This window comes from Streptomyces sp. NBC_00057 (assembly GCF_045041165.1).
Classification (GTDB): domain Bacteria; phylum Actinomycetota; class Actinomycetes; order Streptomycetales; family Streptomycetaceae; genus Streptomyces.
Map to the genome: position 1 here is coordinate 8,452,394 of NZ_CP108256.1, position 22,489 is coordinate 8,474,882.

At 68.6% G+C, this 22,489-nt stretch carries 20 protein-coding genes and 3 pseudogenes; 17 read left to right on the forward strand and 6 right to left on the reverse strand.

What is annotated here, in order from left to right; all coding sequences use genetic code 11:
* Window positions 1-18 precede the first annotated feature (18 nt).
* The 3 genes from OG953_RS39675 to OG953_RS39685 form a co-directional block, all read right to left on the reverse strand.
* Window positions 19-1,095 (reverse strand): methyltransferase, encoded by a 1,077-nt coding sequence (locus OG953_RS39675; RefSeq protein ID WP_405690634.1) that lies wholly within the window; start codon window positions 1,093-1,095, stop codon window positions 19-21.
* A gap of 35 nt (window positions 1,096-1,130) precedes the next feature.
* Window positions 1,131-2,219 carry a nitrous oxide reductase family maturation protein NosD gene (locus OG953_RS39680; RefSeq protein ID WP_405690636.1) on the reverse strand — a complete coding sequence of 363 codons (1,089 nt, stop codon included), beginning with the start codon at window positions 2,217-2,219 and terminating at the stop codon, window positions 1,131-1,133.
* Between the two features lie 217 nt (window positions 2,220-2,436).
* On the reverse strand, window positions 2,437-4,065 hold the full coding sequence (locus OG953_RS39685; RefSeq protein WP_405690638.1) for an acyl-CoA synthetase: 1,629 nt from the start codon (window positions 4,063-4,065) through the stop codon (window positions 2,437-2,439).
* A gap of 167 nt (window positions 4,066-4,232) precedes the next feature.
* Between OG953_RS39685 and OG953_RS39690 the strand changes: the two genes are divergently transcribed.
* From OG953_RS39690 to OG953_RS39705, 4 genes are read left to right on the forward strand one after another with little or no spacing between them, the layout of a single operon-like run.
* Window positions 4,233-5,033, forward strand: a complete 801-nt coding sequence (locus OG953_RS39690) for a crotonase/enoyl-CoA hydratase family protein (protein ID WP_405690640.1) — start codon at window positions 4,233-4,235, stop codon at window positions 5,031-5,033.
* A 15-nt stretch (window positions 5,034-5,048) separates the two neighbouring features.
* Window positions 5,049-5,993 (forward strand): Zn-ribbon domain-containing OB-fold protein, encoded by a 945-nt coding sequence (locus OG953_RS39695; protein ID WP_405690642.1) that lies wholly within the window; start codon window positions 5,049-5,051, stop codon window positions 5,991-5,993.
* The gene (locus OG953_RS39700) at window positions 5,994-7,046 is read left to right on the forward strand and encodes a thiolase domain-containing protein (RefSeq protein ID WP_405690644.1); all 1,053 of its coding nucleotides are present in this window, start codon (window positions 5,994-5,996) and stop codon (window positions 7,044-7,046) included.
* Window positions 7,039-8,205: a thiolase domain-containing protein gene (locus OG953_RS39705; RefSeq protein ID WP_405690646.1), complete on the forward strand. Its 1,167-nt coding sequence runs from the start codon at window positions 7,039-7,041 to the stop codon at window positions 8,203-8,205. The genes OG953_RS39700 and OG953_RS39705 overlap by 8 nt, the downstream gene beginning before the upstream one ends.
* A 251-nt stretch (window positions 8,206-8,456) precedes the next feature.
* On the opposite strand, the pseudogene OG953_RS39710 reads toward OG953_RS39705, so the two are convergent.
* A pseudogene (locus OG953_RS39710) lies at window positions 8,457-8,609 on the reverse strand (transposase); the annotation flags it as partial.
* On the opposite strand from OG953_RS39710, the pseudogene OG953_RS39715 reads away from it, so the two are divergent.
* From OG953_RS39715 to OG953_RS39740, 6 genes and pseudogenes are all read left to right on the forward strand, one after another.
* Window positions 8,602-9,111, forward strand: a pseudogene (locus OG953_RS39715) (RNA-guided endonuclease TnpB family protein); the annotation flags it as partial. The pseudogenes OG953_RS39710 and OG953_RS39715 sit on opposite strands and share 8 nt — an antisense overlap.
* Window positions 9,112-9,267: 156 nt before the next feature.
* A pseudogene (locus OG953_RS39720) lies at window positions 9,268-9,363 on the forward strand (CGNR zinc finger domain-containing protein); the annotation flags it as partial.
* Window positions 9,364-9,373: 10 nt separating this feature from the next.
* Window positions 9,374-9,775 carry an ACT domain-containing protein gene (locus OG953_RS39725; RefSeq protein ID WP_405690648.1) on the forward strand — a complete coding sequence of 134 codons (402 nt, stop codon included), beginning with the start codon at window positions 9,374-9,376 and terminating at the stop codon, window positions 9,773-9,775.
* Between the two features lie 152 nt (window positions 9,776-9,927).
* Window positions 9,928-10,428, forward strand: coding sequence for a hypothetical protein (locus tag OG953_RS39730; RefSeq protein ID WP_018550733.1), 501 nt, complete (start codon window positions 9,928-9,930; stop codon window positions 10,426-10,428).
* 403 nt (window positions 10,429-10,831) lie between these two features.
* Complete coding sequence (locus tag OG953_RS39735; protein WP_405690650.1) at window positions 10,832-11,026, forward strand: glycosyl hydrolase family 95 catalytic domain-containing protein; 195 nt, start codon at window positions 10,832-10,834, stop codon at window positions 11,024-11,026.
* On the forward strand, window positions 10,990-11,139 hold the full coding sequence (locus tag OG953_RS39740; protein ID WP_405692337.1) for a hypothetical protein: 150 nt from the start codon (window positions 10,990-10,992) through the stop codon (window positions 11,137-11,139). The genes OG953_RS39735 and OG953_RS39740 overlap by 37 nt, the downstream gene beginning before the upstream one ends.
* Here OG953_RS39740 and OG953_RS39745 read toward each other — a convergent pair.
* Complete coding sequence (locus tag OG953_RS39745; protein WP_405690652.1) at window positions 11,115-13,328, reverse strand: germacradienol/geosmin synthase; 2,214 nt, start codon at window positions 13,326-13,328, stop codon at window positions 11,115-11,117. The two genes, OG953_RS39740 and OG953_RS39745, sit on opposite strands and share 25 nt — an antisense overlap.
* A gap of 385 nt (window positions 13,329-13,713) precedes the next feature.
* Between OG953_RS39745 and OG953_RS39750 the strand changes: the two genes are divergently transcribed.
* Entirely contained in the window at window positions 13,714-15,045 is a 1,332-nt protein-coding gene (locus OG953_RS39750; RefSeq protein ID WP_405690654.1) for an N-acetylmuramoyl-L-alanine amidase, read from the forward strand.
* A 69-nt stretch (window positions 15,046-15,114) separates the two neighbouring features.
* Window positions 15,115-15,384: a hypothetical protein gene (locus tag OG953_RS39755; RefSeq protein WP_405690656.1), complete on the forward strand. Its 270-nt coding sequence runs from the start codon at window positions 15,115-15,117 to the stop codon at window positions 15,382-15,384.
* Window positions 15,385-15,491: 107 nt separating this feature from the next.
* Here OG953_RS39755 and OG953_RS39760 read toward each other — a convergent pair whose 3' ends face one another.
* Window positions 15,492-16,679 carry an ROK family protein gene (locus tag OG953_RS39760; RefSeq protein WP_405690658.1) on the reverse strand — a complete coding sequence of 396 codons (1,188 nt, stop codon included), beginning with the start codon at window positions 16,677-16,679 and terminating at the stop codon, window positions 15,492-15,494.
* A 165-nt stretch (window positions 16,680-16,844) separates the two neighbouring features.
* Between OG953_RS39760 and OG953_RS39765 the strand changes: the two genes are divergently transcribed.
* Genes OG953_RS39765 through OG953_RS39785 form a run of 5 tightly spaced genes read left to right on the forward strand, consistent with a single transcriptional unit; the run spans window position 16,845 to window position 22,429 of the window.
* Entirely contained in the window at window positions 16,845-18,332 is a 1,488-nt protein-coding gene (locus tag OG953_RS39765) for a sugar ABC transporter ATP-binding protein (protein ID WP_405690660.1), read from the forward strand.
* On the forward strand, window positions 18,329-19,345 hold the full coding sequence (locus tag OG953_RS39770) for an ABC transporter permease (RefSeq protein WP_405690662.1): 1,017 nt from the start codon (window positions 18,329-18,331) through the stop codon (window positions 19,343-19,345). The genes OG953_RS39765 and OG953_RS39770 overlap by 4 nt, the downstream gene beginning before the upstream one ends.
* Window positions 19,342-20,346, forward strand: a complete 1,005-nt coding sequence (locus tag OG953_RS39775; RefSeq protein ID WP_405690664.1) for an ABC transporter permease — start codon at window positions 19,342-19,344, stop codon at window positions 20,344-20,346. The genes OG953_RS39770 and OG953_RS39775 overlap by 4 nt, the downstream gene beginning before the upstream one ends.
* The gene (locus OG953_RS39780; RefSeq protein ID WP_405690666.1) at window positions 20,343-21,557 is read left to right on the forward strand and encodes an ABC transporter substrate-binding protein; all 1,215 of its coding nucleotides are present in this window, start codon (window positions 20,343-20,345) and stop codon (window positions 21,555-21,557) included. The genes OG953_RS39775 and OG953_RS39780 overlap by 4 nt, the downstream gene beginning before the upstream one ends.
* On the forward strand, window positions 21,554-22,429 hold the full coding sequence (locus OG953_RS39785) for a sugar phosphate isomerase/epimerase family protein (protein ID WP_405690667.1): 876 nt from the start codon (window positions 21,554-21,556) through the stop codon (window positions 22,427-22,429). Before OG953_RS39780 ends, OG953_RS39785 begins: the two co-directional genes overlap by 4 nt.
* The last annotated feature ends 60 nt before the right edge of the window (window positions 22,430-22,489 follow it).

Below are 22,489 nucleotides of genomic sequence, written 5' to 3' on the forward strand. Positions count from 1 at the left end.
AGTCCGCCGGGAGGGAGATCAGTCGGGGACCACGCATTCGAACGCGTGGAGGTAGGGGTTGACCGGGACGACCTTGTCGATCAGCAGCCCGGCATCCGAGATCCGGGTCACCAGGCTCTCCCTGGTGTGCTTCGCACCGCCGACATTGAGGAGCAGCAGCAGGTCCATCGCGGTGGTGAACCGCATCGACGGGGTGTCGTCGACGAGGTTCTCGATGACGACGACCCTGGCTCCGGGGCGGGCTGTTGCGACGACATTGCGCAACGTCCTGCGCGTGCTGTCGTCGTCCCACTCCAGGATGTTCTTGATGATGTAGAGATCGGCCTCGACGGGGATGGCCTCGCGGCAGTCCCCGGCCACGATACGGGTCCGGTCGACGAGCGGCCCCTCGTCCCGCAGCCGGGCGTCGGCACGTGCCACCACACCCGGCAGATCCATCAGGGTACCGCGGAGCGACGGGTGCTTCTCCAGCAGGCTGGCCAGCACGTGCCCCTGGCCGCCGCCGATGTCGGCGACCGCGGACACCCCGGTGAGGTCGAGGAGTTCGGCGACATCCAGCGCGGACTGCATGCTGGAGGTGGTCATGGCCCGGTTGAAGATCTGGGCCGACTCGTGGGCGTCCTGGTGGAGGTAGTCGAAGAACCCCTTGCCGTGCACGTCCGCGAAGACACTCTTGCCGGTGCGCACCGCCTCGTCGAGGCGCGGCCAGACGTCCCAGGTCCAGGGCTCGGTGCACCACAGGGAGATGTTGCGCAGGCTGTTCGGGTCGTCCTCGCGCAGCAGGCGGGACATCTCGGTGTGGGCGAAGTACCCGTCCGGGGTCTCGGTGAAGATCCCGTAGCAGGACAGCGCGCGCAGCAGTCGGCGCAGGGGCACCGGCTCGGTCTTCACCAGCGTCGCGAGTTCCTGTGCGGTCGCGGGCGTCTCGCCCAGCGCGTCGGCGACACCCAGCCGGGCGGCGGCGCGCACGGCGGCCGCGCGAGCCGCCCCGAAGACGATCTCACGCAGTTGCATGGCCGGCTGAGGGGGCGTGACGGGGTGCGGGAGGGCGGCGTGTACGGGGGTCGGTGTGGGGGTGGGACTCACAGTGGTCATGCTGTTTCGCTTCTCCTCGTGCGGGGGTGCACCGGTCAGCACATCCCGGCCGGTGTGGACTTCTTGCAGACGTTGGCGACGAAGGTGTTGTTCTTGCCGGTGTCGCCATTGGCCAGGTCGGCCGGCTTGTTGCCGAGCGCGACATTGGCGCTGATGGTGTGGCCGGTGTTCTTCGTGCCCACGACGCTCTTGAACAGCACGACGCCGCCGGAGAACGGCGTGGCGCCCACGTTGTTGCTGATCGTGTTCGAGCGGACCTGGGTGTCCGCGGCGCCGGTGAGCACGATGCCGGAACCCTGGATGGCGGGCAGGCGTTTGGTCTTGGCGCAGAACTTGTTGTTGTCGGTGATCTGGTTGGACTGGATCGTCATGGCTCCGGCCTGCGGCTTGCCCTCGTCGCCCACGATGAAGGCGCCACTGCAGTTGCCGGTGAAGGTGTTGTCGTGGACCGACAGGTTTCTCACGCGCCTGGCGGTGAAACCGATCCGGTTGTCCGCCAGCGTGTTGTCCTGGATCTCGGTGCCGCGGGTGTCGGTGGCGCCGCCCTCCTCGTCCACGGTGTTCGCGACGAAGAGGCCCGCGTCGCCGTTGGCGCGGGCGGTGTTGCCCGTGAACCGGCCGCGGGTGGAGCGCTCCTGGGCGATGCCCCAGACACCATTGTGCTCGGAGGTCACGTGCCGGACGGTCAGCTCGTCCGTCCAGGAGGCCCAGACGCCGTTCTTCTTGAATCCGGAGACGGTGAGCGAATCGATGCTCACGCCGTCGACGGTCCGACCCTTCTTGCCCAGGACACAGATTCCGCTGCCGGCCTTCGTGCAGGCGTCGGTGGACTGTGTCTTTCCTGTCGGGGGCTTGATGACGGTTCGGCCGCCGAGGCCGCGCAGGGTCAGGCCCTTCTTGTCGATCAGGACGGTCTCGCGGTACGTGCCGGGCATGACGACGACCGTGTCACCCGGCTTGGCGGCGTTCACCGCCTTCTGGATCGACCCGCCGGGGTGCACCACACGCGGGCTCGCGACGGTGGTGGACGGAACTGCCGTCCCGAATACCGCGGCCGAGACGACGAGTCCCGCGGCCGAGACGACCGCGACAGAGACAAGGCTCATGATGTGTCGTTTCCTCATGAGCCGACGCTATGGGCGATTTCCCCCTATTGCCACATAGCGTGAGCGGTCGGGTACACGACGTGCCCGAATGGCTCAGTCCGGGGCCGTCGCCCGGTGCGCGGAGTTGACGCGCGACGGCGCACTCGGGTGATCCGGGCCGGAGCCCGTGGAGGTGTCCCTCGGGTGAACCGGGCCGGGTGCCATCCGGGTGACTTTCGGTCCTCGGCTCCCGGTCTCAGCCCTCGGAGTCGCGCCGGGGGGCGACGACCGAGCGGGCCCACCGGTAGTCGGCCTTGCCGCTCGGCGAGCGCTGGATCCGCGGGGTGATCACCAGTCGGCGGGGGATCTTGTAGCCGGCCAGGCGGGTCCTGCAGTGCGCCTGGACGTCGTCGAGCGAGGGCTCGGCCGCCCCTTCGCGCAGCTGCACCACCGCCGCGACATGATTTCCCCACCGTTCGTCGGGCACCCCGGCGACCAGCGCGTCGTACACATCCGGATGAGCCTTCAGCGCCTGCTCGACCTCCTCGGGATACACCTTCTCGCCCCCGGTGTTGATGCACTGCGAACCCCGGCCGAGAACCGTGACGATGCCGTCCGCGTCAACGGTCGCCATGTCACCGAGCAGGACCCAGCGCTCGTCGCCCCTGCGGAAGAACGTCTCAGCGGTCTTCTGCGGGTCGTTGTAGTACCCGAGCGGCACATGGCCGCGCTGGGCGATCCGCCCCGGCTCGCCCGGAGCCACCGGCTCGTACGTCGCCGGATCGACCACCGCCGTACGGGAGTTGACCTGGAGCCGGAACCCCTTCTCGGGGCCCGAGTCGGCCGTCGCCGTACCGTTGAACCCGGACTCCGAGGAGCCGAAGTTGTTCAGCAGCATCACCGTCGGCACCAGTGTCTGGAACTCCGCACGCACCGAGTCCGACATGATCGCGCCCGAACTGGAGACGGAGAACATCGACGAACAGTCGGTGCCCTTCAGTGGGCCCTTCAGCGCGTCGATCAACGGCCGCAGCATCGCATCGCCCACCAGGGACACGCTGGTGACCTTCTCCTTCTCGATCGTACGGAGCACCTCCTGGGGTACGAACTTGCGGTGGATCACGACCCGCTGCCCGAAGTTGAAACCGATGAACACGGTGAGCGTCGAGGTGCCGTGCATCAGCGGGGGTGTGGGGAAGAAGGTGATCCCGTCACCGCCCGCGGCCACCCGCTCGGCCAGCTCCTGAGGGGCTTTCACCGGCTCGCCGGTCGGCGCACCGCCGCCGAGGCCGGAGAAGAAGAGGTCCTCCTGGCGCCACATCACACCCTTGGGCATTCCGGTCGTGCCACCGGTGTAGATGATGAACTGGTCGTCGGCCGACCGCGGCGCGAAGCCGCGCTCCGGGCTCCCGGCCGCCTCGGCGTCCGTGAACGCCACGGCGTCCGGCCCGCGGACGCCCGCCACCGGTGCCCCCACCCGGATCAGGTGACGGAGGGTCGGGGCCTTCGGCGCCGCGGCCGAGACGCGTTCGTCGAACTCGGCGTCGAAGACCAGCGCCGCCAGATCCGCATCACGGTAGAGGTAGGCCAACTCCTCTTCCACATAGCGGTAGTTGACATTGACGGGGACGACGCGGGCCTTGAGGCAGGCCAGCACCGTCTGGAGGTACTCGACTCCGTTGTAGAGGTGCAGCCCCAGATGCTCGCCGGGGGTGATGCCCGCCTTGATCAGATGGTGGGCGATGCGGTTGGCGGCCGCGTCCAGCTCCGCGTACGTCAGGCGGCGCTCCGCACCCGTACCGGGGTGATCGAGGTAGACGAGCGCCTCGCGTTCCGGGACCGCGTCGACGACCGACTCGAACAGGTCGGCAAGGTTGTACTCCACCGTTCCTCCTGACCCCGGATGCTGACTGGCTCGGCGGTCATTAGAGCGCTGGGAGGCACAAGTGGGAAGGGGTGCCGTCGAAGAAGTCTGACTGACTGTCAGAAAACTATTGAACTGGACCCCCGCCTACTGCAACCTGTTCTAGGTCTTGAGACGGGAGGCAGGCAATGGGTGGTACGGAACACCTCACCGTGCAGCGCGAGGGCGCCACGCTGGTGCTCACCTTGAACAGGCCGGAGGCGAAGAACGCACTCTCGCTGCCGATGCTGGTCGGGCTGTACGACGGCTGGCTGGCGGCGGACGAGGACGACGCCGTTCGCTCGGTGGTCCTCACCGGCGCGGGCGGCTGCTTCTGCGCCGGCATGGACCTCAAAGCCCTGGCGGGCAAGGGGATGGATGGCGAGCAGTACCGCGACCGGATGACCGCCGACCCCGATCTGCACTGGAAGGCGATGCTGCGCCATCATCGCCCCCGCAAACCGGTCATCGCTGCCGTCGAGGGCCACTGCGTGGCGGGCGGAACCGAGATCCTGCAGGGCACCGATATCCGTATCGCCGGTGCGAGCGCCACCTTCGGGCTCTTCGAGGTCAAGCGCGGACTGTTCCCCATCGGCGGCTCGACGGTACGGCTGCCGCGCCAGATCGCCCGCACCCACGCCCTCGAAATGCTCCTCACCGGACGCCCGTACAGCGCCGACGAAGCGGCCCGCATCGGGCTGATCGGCAGAGTCGTCCCCGACGGCACCGCACTGGAACAGGCCCTCGACGTCGCCGAGGGGATCAATGCCTGCGGCCCGCTCGCCGTCGAGGCCGTCAAGGCCTCCGTGTACGAGACCGCCGAAATGACCGAGACCGATGGGCTCGCCGCCGAACTGAAGCGCGGCTGGCCGGTCTTCGCGACCGCCGACGCCAAGGAAGGCGCACGCGCCTTCGCCGAGAAGCGCCCGCCCGTCTACCGGCGCGCCTGAGCCAAGGAGACAACCGTGCCCGACGTCCTCAGCGCACCACTGGTGGTCGAGTTCCCCTTCACCCGCTCTCTCGGCCCGGTCCAGAGCGCCTTCCTCACCGGGCTGCGCGAACGGACCGTGCTCGGCGTGCGGACCGGCGACGGGAAGGTCCTGGTCCCGCCCGTCGAATACGACCCCGTCACCGCCGAGGAGCTGCGCGAACTGACCGAGGTCGCCACCACCGGCACCGTCACCACCTGGGCCTGGAACCCGGCCCCGCGCCGCGACCAGCCCCTGGCCACCCCGTTCGCCTGGGTACTGGTCAAGCTGGACGGGGCCGACACCGCCCTGCTCCATGTCCTCGACGCGCCGGGACCCGAAGCCGTGAACACCGGTATGCGGGTCCGGATCCGCTGGGCCCCGCGGCGGACCGGTGCCATCACGGACATCGCCTGCTTCGAACCGTACGAGGGCGAGGCGACGGCCGAAAGCACTCCGCACAGCGGCGAGTTCGCCGACTCCGTCACCGGCATCGTCACCCCGGCCCGCCTCGACTACACATACACCCCCGGCCGCGCCCAGAGCGCGTACCTCAATGCCCTCTCCGAGCAGCGCACCGTCGGCGAGCGCTGCCCGTCCTGCCGCAAGGTGTACGTCCCGCCCCGCGGCGCCTGCCCCACCTGCGGCGTCGCCACCGCCGAACAGGTCGAGGTCGGCCCGCGCGGCACCGTCACCACGTACTGCATCGTCAACATCAAGGCGAAGAACCTCGACATCGAAGTGCCGTACGTCTACGCCCACATCGCGCTCGACGGCGCCGACCTCGCCCTGCACGGACGGATCGGCGGCATCCCGTACGACCAGGTGCGCATGGGGCTGCGAGTCGAACCCGTCTGGACCGGGGAGGGCCGCCACCCCGACCACTACCGGCCCACCGGAGAGCCGGACGTTGACTACGACGTGTACAAGGAGCTGCTGTAGATGCGAGACGTAGCGATCGTCGCTTTCGCGCAGACGGATCATCTGCGGCGCACCGACGAACTCTCCGAAGTCGACATGCTGATGCCGGTCCTCCACCAGGTCCTCGACGTCACCGGTCTGAAGGCGAGCGACATCGGGTTCACGTGCTCGGGATCCAGCGACTACCTCGCCGGCCGAGCCTTCTCCTTCACCATGGCGCTCGACGGCGTCGGCGCCCACCCGCCGATCTCCGAGTCCCATGTGGAGATGGACGGCGCCTGGGCGCTGTACGAGGCATGGGTGAAACTCCAGACGGGCGAGGCCGACACCGCTCTCGTCTACGCGTACGGGAAGTCCTCTCCCGGCGAAGTGCGCGACGTCCTCACCCGCCAGCTCGACCCGTATTACGTCGGCCCGCTCTGGCCCGACTCCGTCGCCCTCGCCGCACTCCAGGCCCAGGCGCTGATCGACGCGGGCCACACCGACGAGGCCGCCCTCGCCGCGATTGCCGACCGCAGCCGCACCGCTGCCGCGGACAACCCGCACGCACAGCTCTCGGGTTCGGTCCCGGCCGGTGACTACCTCGTACAGCCGCTCCGCACCGGCGACTGCCCGCCGGTCGGCGACGGCGCCGCCGCCGTGATCCTCGCCGCCGGTGACACCGCACGCGCCCTGTGCACCCGCCCCGCCTGGATCCGTGGCATCGACCACCGCATCGAGGCCCACAGTCTCGGGGTGCGCGACTTGACCGACTCGCCGTCGACCCGCCTCGCCGCCGAACGCGCGGGGGCCTTCGAAGGACCGGTGGATACCGTGGAGTTGCATGCCCCGTTCACGTCGCAGGAGGTCGTGCTGCGCAGGGCGCTCGGACTCGACGCCGGCGTCAGCGTCAACCCGTCCGGCGGTGCGCTCGCCGCCAACCCCGTCATGGCCGCCGGGCTGATCCGCCTCGGCGAGGCCGCGGCCCGTATCCACCGCGGCGAGTCCGACCGGGCAATCGCCCACGCCACCTCCGGGCCCTGCCTGCAACAGAACCTGGTCGCCGTCCTCGAAGGGGAGAATGCTCATGCCTGAGGAGCCCGTGGCCGTCGTCGGCATCGGCCAGACCAAGCACGTCTCCGCCCGCCGGGACGTCTCCATCGCCGGACTCGTCCGCGAGGCCGCCGTCCGTGCGCTGGAGGACGCGGGGCTGACCTGGGCGGACATCGACGCCGTCGTCATCGGCAAGGCACCCGACTTCTTCGAGGGCCTGATGATGCCGGAGCTCTATCTCGCCGACGCCCTCGGCGCGGTCGGCAAACCGATGCTCAGAGTGCACACCGCGGGCTCGGTCGGCGGCTCCACCGCACTCGTCGCCGCCAATCTGATCTCCGCGAGGGTGCACCGTACCGTCCTCACGCTCGCCTTCGAGAAGCAGTCGGAGTCCAACGCCATGTGGGGCCTCTCGCTGCCCATCCCGTTCCAGCAGCCGCTGCTCGCGGGCGCGGGAGGTTTCTTCGCCCCGCACGTCCGGGCCTACATGCGCCGTACCGGAGCACCGGAAACGGTCGGCTCCCTCGTCGCGTACAAGGACCGTCGCAACGCGCTAAAGAATCCGTACGCGCACATCCATGACCCGGACATCACCCTGGAGAAGGTCCAGTCCGCACCGATGCTCTGGGACCCGATCCGCTACTCGGAGACCTGCCCGTCCTCCGACGGGGCCTGCGCGATGATCCTCACCGACCGTGCCGGTGCGGACCGTGCACCGCATCCTCCCGCCTGGGTGCACGGCGGCGCGATGCGCAGCGAACCGACCCTGTTCGCCGGCAAGGACTTCGTCTCGCCGCAGGCGGGCAAGGACTGTGCGGCCGATGTGTACCGGCAGGCCGGGATCACCGACCCGCGCCGGGAGATCGACGCGGTCGAGATGTACGTTCCGTTCTCCTGGTACGAACCGATGTGGCTGGAGAACCTCGGCTTCGCCGACGAGGGTGAGGGCTGGAAGCTCACCGAGTCCGGCGTCACCGAACTCGACGGAGATCTGCCCGTGAATCCCTCGGGCGGGGTGCTCTCCACCAATCCCATCGGCGCCTCCGGCATGATCCGCTTCGCCGAAGCCGCGTTGCAGGTACGGGGACAGGCGGGCGAGCACCAGGTGGCGGGGGCGCGAAAGGCGCTCGGCCATGCGTATGGCGGCGGGGCGCAGTTCTTCTCCATGTGGCTGGTCGGAGCCGAGCCTCCCACCTGCTGACCGCGGTCCGTCCCGGACCGGTGGAAGCCCGACCTGCGGCCTGTCCCAGGCCGCCGTCGGTGGCTAGGCATTGGCCCGGGACGACATGTGGGAGGAGCCGGTGCAGCCGGGACGCGTCGATGCCGAACTCGGTGATCGACCGTGCCCCGACCGTGCCCGCGCCGGGATCATTCGCAGTGCTCCGTCCTTCCCTCAGCAGAGCCCTTCAGGGCGGAGGTGAAGCGAATCTCAAGGCTGTTCTGATCCGCAGGTCAGAACGGACGGTTCTGCTGCTCGATGTATTGGCGGACGATCGACAGCGGGGCTCCTCCTGCTGATCCTGCGAAGTACGAGCCGGACCAGAGCCGTTGAGAGCGCGGGTAGTGGCGGACCAGCTCGGGGTGTTCCTGCCGCAGGCGGCGGGAGTCGCGTAAGGCGAAGGGGTCGAGGAACCGGAACGGGCAGCGGATCAGGGTGGCCCGTGCTCATGCGGGGGTGGCGGATGCGCGGAGGGACTTTCATCACAAGCTGTCCACGAAGCTGATGCGCGAGAACCAAGCTGTCAGCGTGGAGAGCCTGAACGTGAAAGGGCTCGCCCGCACCCGACTGGCGAAGTCCGTGCACGACGCGGCATGGTCGACCTTCGTGACCATGCTGGACTACAAAGCGACCCGATATGGGCGCACCCTGACCAGGGTGGACCGTGCTTTCCCGTCCTCGCAGGTGTGTTCCGCCTGCGGTTACCGCGACGGGCCCAAGCCTCTGCACATCCGGGCATGGACCTGTAGCGGGTGCGGCACCCGGCACGACCGGGACCACAACGCGGGCCAGAACATCAAGCACGAAGGGCGGCGCATCCGCGCCGCGCAACAAGCTGTACCACCCACCCCCGGACCGGGGGCCCTCGCCCGGCAACGGACAAGGTAAACGCCTGTAGAGCGCATGTAGGACCAGGCTCGTCCCGGCAGCGCGCACAACCCCCACTCACCGGTGGGGAGGAACCAGGAACCCGACTCAAGGCGCACCGCACACGCGGACGCCAGGGAGAGAATCCCCCACATTCATGTGGGGGGAGGAGGTCAATTCATCAAGGAGCACCCCCGTCAGGAGTGGTGCAAACCGTCCTACGGCAACCGCGCCCGGGTCGCACGCCACCACGAGCGCCACCACGCCACGTAGCGTGGTGATCGTGACAAGTGAGCGTGATCTTCGAACCCTGCTGAGCGGCATGAGGCCGGAGCTGAATCCGGGCCGCTATGTCTTCACCACCGCGCCCGACGGGGCGATGCCCCGGGGCGTCAACCCGGTCGTCACGGTCAGCGAGCCCGAAGGGCTCACCCTGGTGCTGCCGGAGACGGAAGCCGTCACCGCCGGGCTGCGGTACGACTACGTGGCGGGCTGGATCACCCTGCGTGTCCACTCCGCGCTGGACGCGGTAGGACTCACTGCCGCAGTGTCCCTGGCGCTCACCGATGCCGGGCTGAGCTGCAATGTGGTGGCCGGCTTCCACCACGACCACTTGTTCGTTCCCTACGACCGGGCCGCCGAGGCCGTCGACGTGCTGAAGGCACTGGCCGCGGAATCCCGCTAGGGGCAGGGCCGGGGAGCTGTTGGAGTCACGGGCCGCAGAACCGCCGGAGTGCGACCATCGGACCCGCCGGAGCCCGAGCCGCGGACCCGGCTGTGCCCCGGCCGGCGCGGACCCGGCTCCGCAACGTGAGCCCGGACACGTAACATGTCTGCATGTCCTTCCTCCGCCGCCGTAGCGCCGCCACACCCGCGGGCCCCGACTTCGACGTCCTGGCCATGGACCCGGGGGACTGGCCCGGAAACCTCGGCGCCGGTCTGCTGCCCGCGCCCGACGGGAGCTGTCAGGGCGTCTTTCTGCGCTACGACCTGTTCGGCGGCCGCGGCCCCGCGATGATCATCGGCAACCTCCCGGAGGGCTCGCCCGCCCGCGAAACCGAGGAGGGCCAGGTCCCGTTCGAGGTCGCGCAACTGCTGCTCGCGCTCGAGAACGACGAGCCGGTCGAGGTCACCGGCACCGAGGACATGCCCGTGATGCAGGGCGACAACCTGCTGATCGTCCGCCGCGTCAAGCTCTCCGAGAGCCGGATCTCCTGCGTCCAGTTCGACCGCAGCGACGGCGTGCTCGTCACCATCGCCAGCTGGGACCGGCCGATCACCGACGATCTGTACACCCTGCTGAAGCCCCTGCCCGCCGAGCTGTTCCAGCAGGGCTGAAACCGTCCCTTCGTCGGCCGCCCGTACGCATCGGATGGCTGCGGGCGCATGTATAACCCATCTGTCCAAGTATTGGCGGCCTCTGTCCAAGGGGCCGCTATTTCATACCGTCTCGTCGGGGCATTCATCGGACCTTTACCGTCGGCCGCATGACGTGCGGGATGACACGACGCGCCACCGTGAAGACAACGATAGGCGCAACCAGCGTTCTGGTGCTGGGAATCCCTGCCCTTTTCGGCACGGTGGCGGCCGCCAGTACCTCCGATGAATCAAAGCAGGCGAAGGCTCCGCGCACTCGAAGAAATCGGCGGAACCGGCGCTCCGGTACAACATCCCGGCCGCGGGTTGGGGGCGCGAGTCGCTGCCCATCGGCGGTGGTGCCCTCGGCGCAATCAATCTGCAGATGAACTACTGGCTCACGGAGGTCACCAACCTCGCCGAGGTCACCGCACCGTACGACCGCTACATCGAAGCGATGCGCACCCCCGGCCGGAAGACGGCGAAGGAAATGTTCAAGACCGCGGGCGCGGGCTGCGCGCCCGGGGCGGCTTCACCGTCCACATCGAATGGGCCGCGGGGCAGGCCCGCCGTGTGGTGATCACGGCGAGCCGCAACCGCGAAGTGACCGTCCGCAGCTCGCTGTTCGCGAGCGGCGATAAGGTCTTCAAGGCGCGTGCGGACGGGCGCTACACGCCGGTGGCCGAGGGCTGAGCGAACAGCGCGGTCACCCGCGCCGCCGAGACACCGAGCCCCGTGGGACCACTGAGGTGCCATGGGGCGCCGGTACCCCGCCGCAGATCCTGTTCGCGGTAGCGCCGGCAGTCCCGGTGCCAGATCAGGATGCCCGCGATCCAGTGCTTGAGCTCCTGCACGTACCCGGCCAGGATCTCCCTCGCCTCCGCGTCCAGCTCGAAGTCGTCGTACAGCACCGGGAGTTCCTGCTCGGCGACGTGCAGGAACTGCCGCAGCCGCGATTTCATCAGGTCGTGCACGATCGCCACCCCGGTCGGATAGTCCACCCCGAAGAAGTTCTGCACCACCAGGACGCCGTTGTGCACCTCACCCTCGTACTCGATCTCCTTCTGGTACGAGAACAGGTCGTTGAGCAGACACGCGTAGTCCGACGCCGCGTTCTCCAGCGAGCGCAGCGGACCGCTGTGGTAGATCTCCGCCGGCACCTTCCTGCCGTGCCCCAGCCGGCACAGACTCATCGTGAGATCCGAGCCGAAGGTCTTTCGTCGCATCTCGATGTAGTCCACCGGATCCGGAATGCGGTTCTGAACCTGGTTTGCCAGTTCCCACACCCAGCTTGCGGTCATGTCCTCGACCGCCGTCCGGAAGGCGCGGCGCCCGCTCGCGTCCATCGGGGCCGAGGTCTTCGCCCAGAGATCGGCGAGCCCCCGCTCCAGAGCGTTGACCGGCTCGGGCGTCCCGGATCCGTCCAGGGGCATGAACAGCGACAGACGCTCATTGGCAAGCCTGGCCCCCGCCAGGTCACGAGCCCGCCCGTGCACCACCGGGAACCAGTCGTCGCCGTACGTCCCCCACGTCAGCCACTGGGAGGACAGATCCAGCTCCTCCGGCGTCGCATCCGGGTGCAGACCCGCCGCACACAGCGGCAGGTCGATCGCGACGAGCCGCTCCTCGTCCCAGATGTGTGAACCCGGCACCCCCGGTTGTGCCTCCAGGATCCCCATACGGTTCGCCCAGTCGACGATGCGCACCCGCGCCCCGTCCAGATGCGGGCTGAGCGTCGTACCGAACGGGAGCTCGAAGTCGGGCAGCAGGGACGGGCCGACATGCTGGTACGGCACATGGGTGTGGCTGCGCAGCCGGGCCGTCTCCGAGCGGGGCGTGAACCGGATCGATGCCGCGGCCATACCGAAGCCGAGCGCGGCCTCACCGGCACCGCCGTCGTTCATGTAGCGGCTGGAACGCATGTGCCACTCATGACCGCCCGACTGCCAGTCCTGCAGCCCCTTGACGTACGCCAGAACCGCCGTTGTGTCCGCCGGGCCCAGCCCCTTCTCCGCGCAGAGCGGACCGAGTTCGGTGAGCGCCGTGTTCTCGAACTGCTGCAGCCGCGACGTCAGCAGATCGTTCACCGCATCGGCGGCCTCCTGCGTGGAACAGCCGAGGAAATGCTCAAGGACCAGCACGCCATTGCTGTTCTCACCCTCGTCCTCGACCTCCCGCTGGTACGAGAAGAGGTCATTGCGCAGATGTACGCCGTCGGAGAAGGCATCCCGCAGCACCTGCAGCGCACGCTCGTCCGCCACCGAATCGGGGACCTCCGCGCCCGCCGCGTACTCCACGAGACCCGCCGACCACGGGGCGCCGCCCACCTTGCGGCGCATCTCGATGTACTCGACGGGGTTCGCGATACGCCCCTCGTTGATGTTGGCGAGCTCCCACAGCGACTCATTGAGCAGGTTCTTCGTCGCCTCGGCGAACCGGACCCGCCAGGCGTCGGACATGCTCGGCACCGTCCGCGCCCACAGATCGGCCAGCCCCGCCTCGACCGGATTCGTCGGTTCCGGCATCTCGGCCCCACGGTCCATCGGCATGAACGCCGGCAACCTGTCCAGATACCGCTTGCCGCCCTCGCGGTCGGGGGTGCGCTTGAACAGCTCCAGGAAATGGTCGTCGAAGAAAAAGACCCACACATACCAGTCGGTGACCAGCGAGAGGGCCTCGGACGAGCAGTCGGGGTGGGTGTACGCACACAGCAGCGCGTAGTCGTGGGAGTCGAGGTCCTTCTCCTCCCAGATACCCGAACCCTCCAGCATCCCTATGCTGCGCGCCCACTTCTTCGTGTGCCGTCGTGCCTCCTCGACATGGGCGTTGAGCCGCGCCGGATACGGAACGTAGAAGTCCGGCAGGGTGAAGGGCTGAGCCATGTGCGTCCGGCCTTTCCGATGTCTCCGTGCGTACGTCGCACGGACCGGTCGTGTCCGCGCGAGCACTACCCTTCGGCCGTTCGGGGCACGCACATCCGGGATTAGTCACATGAAAAGTACGCTCGTTCGTGGCATGCGAGCGCATGTCGCCGGTCGGCCGACCGCGCCGTAAATCCCAGGTGACGAGGCGCCGTCAGCAACCAGTTGCTTCTTTCCGACCGCAGGTCAGACACCCTGCCAGTGGTCCGGTCCACTGGCTCGACCTGCGACCTCCACTGAACTCTTGACGCGCTATCACCTCAGGTCAGAGAGTGTGCGCGCACAACGGAACAGTGAGATCGGATCACGCACGGCTCCATCACGCACGGCTCCAGGAAGGGTTGTCATGACGTCCAAGCAGAGGACCGGACTCGCACTCGCGTTGACCACGGTCGGTGCACTGAGCATGGCGCTGCTCAGTCCCGCGGCGCAGGCCGGTGCGGACGGGGTGCGGCCGGAATGCCCGCGCGGCCTCGAATGCGACTGGGTACCGGCGGCCTACCAGCAGACGGGTGACCCGGCCGACAAGGAGACGTACGGGAACTACGACACCTCGGACCGGCCGCACACCAACAAGATCAGATTCATTGTTCTGCATGACACCGAGGAAGACTTCGACACCACCCTGAAGATCTTCCAGAACCCGCTGAAGCAGACCTCCGCCCACTACGTGGTGCGTTCGGGCGACGGTCATGTCACCCAGATGGTCAAGGGCAAGGACGTCGCCTGGCAGGCGGGCAACTGGTACGTCAACAGCCACTCCATCGGCATCGAGCAGGAGGGCGTCGCCGTCGAGGGCGCCAAGTGGTACACCCCCGAGATGTACCGCTCGACAGCCAAGCTGGTGCGCTACCTCGCCGCCAAGTACGACATCCCGCTCGACCGCCAGCACATCATCGGCCACGACGGTGTGCCCCCCACCAGCGCGTCCGGCACCAAGAACATGCACTGGGACCCGGGCACGTACTGGGACTGGAACCACTTCATGACGCTGCTCGGCAAGCCCACCGTGCCGAGCGCCCCCAGGAACAGTGAACTCATCACCGTCAACCCGGACTTCAAGAAGAACAAGCAGGCGTTCCGCGACTGCGAAAAGGGCGTCGACCTGCCGGTCCAGGGCTCCAGCGCCGTCCCGCTCCACACCGCACCGTCCACCGACGCACCGCTCTTCTCCGACCCCGGCCTGCACACCGACGGCTCGCCCGGCACGAACTGCGCCGCCGATTGGGGCAGCAAGATCAGCGCCACCCAGCAGGCCGTCGTCGCGGACCACGCCCCCGGCTGGACGGCGATCTGGTGGTACGGCCAGAAGGCCTGGTTCCAGACCCCGGCCCACACCCGGACCACCACGCCCACCTCCGGCTACGTGGTCAAGCCGAAGGCGGGCCGTACGGAGGTGCCGGTGTACGGGGTGGCGTATCCGGAGAAGTCCGAGTACCCCGCGGACTTCGCGGACAAGCGGGTGGGCTCGCCGCTGCAGTACACCATCAAGGCCGGTCAGTCCTATCCCGGCGGCGGTGAGGCGCCCACGGGCTTCTTCTACGCCCCGACGATCGACGCCTCGTACCCGCTCGACCACTCGTACTTCCGCGGCAAGGAGAAGTACGTGACGGTGCAGATCGGCCACCGGGTCGCCTTTGTGAAGGCATCCGACGTGGACATCGTGCGGACGCGCTGAGACCGCAGGAGGCGTTGTCGCAGCAGCACCAGAGATCGCGTGCATCCGAACAACGAAGAGGAGGCCATCATGCAGAAGCTGACCAGGACCGCTGCCACCGCGGCCATGGGCGTTGCCATGGCGCTCGTACTCACCGGCGCCGGAGCCGCAGTCACCGTCGCGACCGCCTCGGCCGCTGCCGCCTCCGAGGCTGGGGCGCAGGGCTGGGACCTTGCCGGCTCGTACGGGACCCAGCAGGAGTGCGTCGCGGCCGGGGAAGCGGGCGTCGGCGACGGGAACTGGGCGGAGTACCGGTGCGCGCTGTTCGAGGCTCGGTGGGACCTGATGATTCCGGCGTGACTGCGTGACTGCGTGACTGCGTGACTCATGCCCCTCCGTGCACGGTATCCGTACACGGAGGGGCACTTGAGGCCGTTCGGTCACGGACCCGGCCGACCCGGCCTCGGTCAGCCCGCGACCTGGCGGTTCACCTGTGCGGGAGAGAGTGCATGCTCGATCGCGAGGATGCCCGCCCCCACCGCGGCCGCATTCTCACCCGTACGGCTCGGCTCGATCCGCAGCAATTGCGTGGCCAGCGGATGCGAGCGCCGATAAACCGCCTCGCGTACCCCCGCGAGCAACTGGTCGTGGACGGCGGCCAGTGCGCCCCCCATCACCACCGTGTCCGGGTTGAAGAAGTTCACCAGGCCGGCGAGTACCTCGCCGACCGCCCTCCCGGCCTCGCGCACCATCCTTACGGCGTCCCGGTTCCCGGACTGCACCAGTCGCACCACATCGCTGCCCGATGCCGCGTCCAGTCCCAGGCCGACCAGTTTCGCCGCCAGTGACGCACCGCCCGCCACAGCCTCCAGGCAGCCCGAATTGCCGCACCGACACGGATCGTCGAGGTCCGCGACCCGGATATGTCCGATGTCGCCGGCGCAGCCCTGTGCACCCCGGTGCAGTTGGCCGTCGGCGACGATCCCGCAGCCGATCCCCGTACCGACCTTGATGTACAACAGGTAGCGGCAGTCCGGGAAGGCGCGGCGCTGCTCGGCCAGCGCCATCACGTTCACATCGTTGTCGACAAGCGCCCGCGCCCCGAACCGGGCGGCGAAGAACTCCGGGATCGGGTACTGGTGCCAGCCCGGCATGATCGGCGGATCGACAGGACGGCCGGTGGAGAACTCCACGGGGCCCGGCACCCCGACGCCGATGGACCGCAGCGTTTCGGGCTTCCGGTGCGCCTCGTCGAGCAGGGTGCGCACGGTCCGCTCCACGTGCCGCAGTACGGAGTCCGGTCCGTCACCGATCGACAGCGGTTCCTCCTGCACCGCCAGGGTGGCGCCGCCGATGTCCATCAGTGCCACCCTGCAGTGCGAGGCTCCCAGATCCACCCCGGCCACCGCGTGTTCACGGGTGCGCAGCGCCAGTCGGCGCGGCGGGCGGCCGCCGGTGGAACCGCCGTCGGCATTCTCGTCCACGAGACCGTGCGCGATCAGCGCGTCCACCCGCTGGGAGACCGTCGAACGGGCCATCCCGGTGATCCGGGCGATATCGGCACGGGTCACCACCGCCCCTGAACTGATCAGCGCGAGCACCTCGCCCGGCGAGTGCGAGGCGGCAGCAGATGTGCGATCCGACGGCGAAGACATGACAGTCACCCTAAGGACGACTTTCACTGCTCACAAGGCATTCTCTGTTCGGCCATCGGCATAAGTCTTCGCCAAGTCGATTGAAACCAAAGGCGCTTGAGCACTTGACAGTCCTAAGGCATGTCACGACTCTGCTCTGCAGACCGCTGAGCGAGGAGCCATTTGATGCTGACGATGCACGGTGTGTCCAAGAGCTTCCTCGGGGTGCGTGTGCTCCAAGGGGTGGGGCTCGACCTCGAAGCCGGAGAGGTGCATGCCCTGGTGGGGGAGAACGGCGCAGGAAAGTCAACGCTGATGAAGATCCTCGCGGGCGAGCACTTACCCGACGAAGGGACCCTCACCATCGACGGAACCGCGTACTCCTTCAGCCATCCGGCGCAGGCCCAAGCCGCCGGGATCGGCATCATCCACCAGGAGTTCGCGCTGCTCCCGCACCGCACCGTCGCCGAGAACGTCTTCCTCGGCCGTGAACCGACCCGGTACGGACTCGTCGACCGGCGTGCCATGGAGCGGCGGACCGCCGAACTCCTCGCCGAGATGGACGAGACCGGTATCACCCCGCGGACCCCCGTCCACGAGCTGTCGGTCGCACGTCGCCAGACCGTGGAGATCGTCAAGGCCCTCGCCTCCGACGTCCGGATCCTGGTGATGGACGAACCCACCGCCGCGCTCGCCGATCACGAGGTCGAACAACTCGCCTCCCTGGTACGTCGGCTGACCGCCCGTGGGCTCGGCATCCTCTACATATCGCACCGGCTCCGCGAGGTCTTCGATCTCTCGCAGCGCATCACGGTCCTCAAGGACGGCCGCCGCGTCGCCACGCTCAATACCCGCGACACCGACCCCGACACGGTCGTACGCGCCATGGTCGGGCGGGAACTCGGCGCCTACTACCCACCCCGCGCCCGCCCGGGCGAGGCGGGCGAGGAGAGGCTCAGCGTCAGCGGCGGCGGCAACGCCCGGATCTCCGGCATCGATCTGACCCTGCGGGCCGGTGAGGTCGTCGGCGTCGCCGGTCTCCAGGGCTCCGGTCGCACCTCCCTCGCACGTGCCCTCTTCGGTGCCGCCCCCTTCACCACGGGCACCATGACCGTCGACGGAAAACCACTGCGCCCGTCCCGCCCCCGGGACGCCGTCCGGGCCGGAATCGCCCTGGTCACCGAGGACCGCAAGGCCGAGGGCCTCGCCCTGCGCCAGTCCGTGACCGACAACGCGCTGCTCGTGACCCGCGCCGTGCCCGCCCGCGGCAGACCGCCCGCGGGCCGCGAGGTGACCGCGCTGCTGGAACGCGTACGCCTGCAGGCCCACGGCGAGGACCAGCAGGTCCAGTATCTGTCCGGCGGCAATCAGCAGAAGGTCGTCATCGCCAAATGGCTCGCTGCCCGTCCCCGAGTGCTCCTCTTCGACGAACCGACCCGCGGCGTCGACGTCGGCGCCAAGGCAGCCATCCACACCCTCGTACGGGAACTGGCAAGCGAGGGCCTCGCCGTACTGATCATCTCCTCCGAACTGCCCGAGCTGATCGGCATGAGTGACCGCATTCTCGTCATGTCGGAAGGCCGCCTCGTCGGCGAACTTCCGCCCGGCGCCGCGGAAGAGGCCGTCATGCGCTTCGCCACCGGTGGCGACCGTGCGCGGGAGGGAGCCGCATGACCGCACTCCGGTCCGACCTGAAGACCCGGTCCCACACCGGCCCGGGACGGACAGTCGAGCTGCGCCTCACCGGCCCCGTAGCGGGAGTTTGGCTCGCTGCCCTCGCTGTCACCGTTCTCGGCTGGATCGTCGTCGCCGCCCGCGGCGGGGACTTCCTCACCGTCACCAACGTGGTGACAATCCTGCAGAACTGCGTCGCCCTCGGTCTCGTCGCCATCGGCCAGTCCGCCGTCATTCTCACCGGATCACTCGACCTGTCCGTCGCCTACCTCATCAGTCTGGGCACCCTCGTCGCCGCGGAAACGATGGAGAGCAGCAGCGTCCCCGTGGCGATCCTTGCCGTCCTCGCCCTCTGCGCCGCCGTCGGCCTGGCCAATGGACTGATCGTCACCGGCCTCAAGGTCAACGCGTTCATAGCCACCCTCGGTACCGCCTTCATACTGCGCGGCTGGATCGAGGACAATTACACCGGCCCCGCGGGCAGGGTCTCCGCCTCCTTCCAGCACCTCGGCTACGACCGAATCGGACCGGTCCCCGTCTCCCTCTTCCTGCTTCTCGCGGTCGCCGCCGCTCTCTGGCTCATCACCCGCCGCAGTCGACTCGGCCACCACATGTATGCAACCGGCGGTGACGAGCACGCGGCCCGGCTCTCCGGGGTCCGCACCCGAAGCACCGTCATCACCGCCCATGTCCTGTGCTCACTCTGTGTCGGCGCCGCGGCCCTCTTCCTCGCCGCCCGGCTCGGCGCCGGAGCTCCCTGGGCCGGCACGGAGGCCCGCTACGACCTGGAGTCCATAGCTGCCGTCGTTCTCGGCGGCACCGCGCTCGCCGGGGGCCGCGGGGGAGTGGCGGGCACCCTCGGCGGAGTCCTTGTCCTCGCCGTGCTCGACAGCGTCTTCAACCAGCTCGCCGTCGACCCGTTCTTCAAGAACGTCGTCCGCGGCGTCGTCATCATCGCGGCCGTCGCCCTGTACGCACGAGGCCGCCGCACCTCGCAGGAGAGGACCGCATGACCAGTGCACAGGCACCCGCCGGCCGCCGCGTCCTGAGTGCCCTCACCACCGGCACACCCGTCTACATCCTGCTCGCCGGCCTCCTCGCCGCACTGGCCCTCACCGACCCGGGCTTCTACGAACCCGACCGCTTCCTCTCCTTCATCAAGCGCGCCGCACCTCTCGTCATCCTTGCCGCAGGTCAGTATCTGGTCATCGTGTGCGGAGAGTTCGACCTGTCCGTCGGAGCGATCGTCACTGCCGGGGTGGTCGTCGCCGCCGAACTGTACGGCTTGTTCCCGGGCGCGCCCTGGCTGCTCGTCACCGTGATCCTGTTGCTGGCCGGAGCCCTTGCCGGTCTTGTCAGCGGACTGATCACCACCCTGCTGCGCGTGCCGTCGTTCATCACCACGCTAGGCATGATGCTGATCCTCGAAGGCGCCGTCTTCTTCTGGACCGGCGGTTCCCCGCACGGAGCGCTGCCCGCGGCATTTCGCCGGCTCGGGCGCGGCACCGCGTTCGGCTGGCTGCCCTGGGCCGTCCTCGTGTGCGTCGTTGTGGGCCTCCTCGCCGTACGCCTGATGCGTTCCGACTTCGGCCGTACGCTTCTCGCCACCGGCGACAGCGAACGCGCCGCGAGCCTGGCCGGAGTCCGGGTCGCGCGCGCCCGCACCATCGCGTTCATCCTCTCCGGCGTCGCGGCCGCACTCGCCGCCGCTCTCGTCGGCGGCTTCTCCGGAGTCTCGGCGCAGGCCGGCCGTGGCTACGAGTTCGAGGCGATCACCGCCGTCGTCCTGGGCGGCGTGGTGCTCGGTGGCGGGCGCGGCTCCGTCGTCGCGGCGATGGCCGGAGCCTTCTCGCTCCAGGCGCTGTTCACCCTGCTCAATCTCCAGGGCGTCTCAGGCGCCCTGGAATCGACCGTGCAAGGCGTCATTGTCATCGCAGCCGTCGCCCTCGGCGCAGCCGACTGGTCCCGGCTGCGCCGCCGCGGCATCGAGCCCTCGGGAGCGAAATCCTCATGAGCACGCGAAAGATCCGACCCGCCTTCGTGCCCCTCGCCGCTCTGCTCGGCGCGGCCCTGCTCGCCGGCTGCACGAGCGACGCACCGCCCGACGCGCCTGTCGGAGCAGCGAGCGGCACCGCGAGCGACCCGGGTACCGGCCGGCAGTCGAAGTTCTTCGACCGGGCCGAATACGACCGCCAGCTCGCCCTCGCCAAGGAGTCCCCGCAGGGCCCCGCAGGCAAGCCGTGGGAGCAGATGCTCCAGCCGCAGCTCGTCGACACCACGCAGTACAAGAAGAAGGGCTCCGGCGGAATCCACCTCTGTCTGTCCAACGCCGGAGTCTTCAATCCCTGGCGCCAGGTCGGCCTGAAGAACATGCAGGCCGAGGTCGGGCTCCACAAGGAGATCTCCGACTTCACCGTGCTCGACGCGCAGGGCAAGGACGACAAGCAGATTTCCGACATTCAGGAGCTCGCCGGTCAGGGCTGTGACGTCCTGATCGTCTCTCCGAACACCACGGCCACACTCACCCCTGCCGTCGAGCAAGCCTGCGGAAAGGTGCCTGTGATCGTCTTCGACCGGGGTGTCGAGACGGACTGCGCCGTCACCTTCATCAACCCGATCGGCGGTTACGGTTACGGGACGGTCGCCGCCGACTTCCTCGTCGAGAAGGTGAAGCCGAAGGGGAAGATTCTCGCCCTGCGGATCTCCCCCGGCGTCGATGTGCTGGAGACCCGCTGGTCGGCGGCGAAGGTTGCGCTCGACAAGAGCGGACTCGACGTCGTGGACGTGAAGTTCACCGACGGCGACCCGGCCAAGACCAAGGCGATCGTCACCGACGCGATCACCCGCAACGGCGACATCGACGGCGTCTGGATGGACTCCGGCGCGACCTCCGTCGCCGCCGTCGAAGCCTTCGAGGACGCCGGTAAGGACGTACCGCCGATCACCGGTGAGGACCAGCAGGATTTCCTCCAGGTATGGAAGGAGAAGAAGCTGACCGCGATCGCCCCGTCGTACCCCACCTTCCAGTGGCGTACGCCCGTCATCGCCGCGCTGAAGATCCTCAAGGGGGAGCAGATCCCGAAGGAGTGGAAGCTTCCGCAGCCCACCGTCACCCAGGACACCCTCGACCAGTACCTCGAGCCAGGAATGCCGCCACTGCACTACGCGATGTGCGGCTGTGAGAACCTCCCCGGCTTCCCGGAGAAGTGGGGAGGAAAGAAGTGAGTGCCGCCGCGTTCCCGCTCGGTGCGAATCCGTGGATCTGGCACTCGCCGGTGACGTACGAAGCCCTCGGTGACGTTCTGCCGCGCCTGTCCGCGTGGGGCTTCGACTGCGTCGAGATCCCGCTGGAGAACGAACGTGACTGGGCGCCCGCATCAGTCAGCAAACTCCTCGACGCATCCGGTCTCGCAGTCGCCGCCGTGATCGCCGTCATGCCACCCGACCGCAACCTCGTCCGCACCGATCCGCAGACCGTCCGGGTCACCCAGGACTACTTGCATCGCTGCATCGACGCAGCCCAGGCTGTGAACGCCCCCACCGTCGCCGGACCCGTGTACACGGCGGTCGGCCGCACCTGGCGAATGGATCGCATCGAACGCACCGCGGCGTACGAGGAGTTACGGGAGAACCTCGCCCCGGTCGTCGATCACGCACGCGCCGCCGGTGTGCGCATCGCCGTGGAGCCCCTCAACCGGTACGAGACAAGCCTGCTCAACACCGTCGACCAGACCCTCGCGGCACTGACCGGGCTACCCGAGGACACCATCGGCCTCGCGCTCGACGTATACCACCAGAACATCGAGGAACGCTCCCTGCCCGACGCCGTACGCCGTGCTGCCGGCCGCATCGTCCATGTCCAGGTGTGCGCCAACGACCGGGGCACCCCCGGCGCCGACTCCCTCGACTGGCCCGGCTTCCTGACCGCACTCACCACGAGCGGCTACCGCGGTCCGCTCTGCATCGAGTCGTTCACCGCGCACAACGACACCATCGCGGTCGCCGCTTCCGTCTGGCGGCCGCTCGCCGACACCCAGGACATCATCGCGACCGGCGGCCTGGCGTTTTTGCGCCGCGCCCTCGAAACCACCCCCTGACCCCGCTCGTCCACGACCCGCAGAGAGGACCCGCTCGTGAGCCGTCAACGATGGGACTGT

Bases quoted from the DNA above. Each gene is read 5' to 3' on its own strand.
- OG953_RS39675 (WP_405690634.1), bottom strand. From the start codon at position 1,095: ATGACCACTGTGAGTCCCACCCCCACACCGACCCCCGTACACGCCGCC.
- OG953_RS39680 (WP_405690636.1), bottom strand. From the start codon at position 2,219: ATGAGGAAACGACACATCATGAGCCTTGTCTCTGTCGCGGTCGTCTCG.
- OG953_RS39690 (WP_405690640.1), top strand. From the start codon at position 4,233: ATGGGTGGTACGGAACACCTCACCGTGCAGCGCGAGGGCGCCACGCTG.
- OG953_RS39700 (WP_405690644.1), top strand. From the start codon at position 5,994: ATGCGAGACGTAGCGATCGTCGCTTTCGCGCAGACGGATCATCTGCGG.
- OG953_RS39705 (WP_405690646.1), top strand. From the start codon at position 7,039: ATGCCTGAGGAGCCCGTGGCCGTCGTCGGCATCGGCCAGACCAAGCAC.
- OG953_RS39730 (WP_018550733.1), top strand. From the start codon at position 9,928: ATGTCCTTCCTCCGCCGCCGTAGCGCCGCCACACCCGCGGGCCCCGAC.
- OG953_RS39735 (WP_405690650.1), top strand. From the start codon at position 10,832: ATGAACTACTGGCTCACGGAGGTCACCAACCTCGCCGAGGTCACCGCA.
- OG953_RS39745 (WP_405690652.1), bottom strand. From the start codon at position 13,328: ATGGCTCAGCCCTTCACCCTGCCGGACTTCTACGTTCCGTATCCGGCG.
- OG953_RS39750 (WP_405690654.1), top strand. From the start codon at position 13,714: ATGACGTCCAAGCAGAGGACCGGACTCGCACTCGCGTTGACCACGGTC.
- OG953_RS39755 (WP_405690656.1), top strand. From the start codon at position 15,115: ATGCAGAAGCTGACCAGGACCGCTGCCACCGCGGCCATGGGCGTTGCC.
- OG953_RS39760 (WP_405690658.1), bottom strand. From the start codon at position 16,679: ATGTCTTCGCCGTCGGATCGCACATCTGCTGCCGCCTCGCACTCGCCG.
- OG953_RS39765 (WP_405690660.1), top strand. From the start codon at position 16,845: ATGCTGACGATGCACGGTGTGTCCAAGAGCTTCCTCGGGGTGCGTGTG.
- OG953_RS39770 (WP_405690662.1), top strand. From the start codon at position 18,329: ATGACCGCACTCCGGTCCGACCTGAAGACCCGGTCCCACACCGGCCCG.
- OG953_RS39775 (WP_405690664.1), top strand. From the start codon at position 19,342: ATGACCAGTGCACAGGCACCCGCCGGCCGCCGCGTCCTGAGTGCCCTC.
- OG953_RS39780 (WP_405690666.1), top strand. From the start codon at position 20,343: ATGAGCACGCGAAAGATCCGACCCGCCTTCGTGCCCCTCGCCGCTCTG.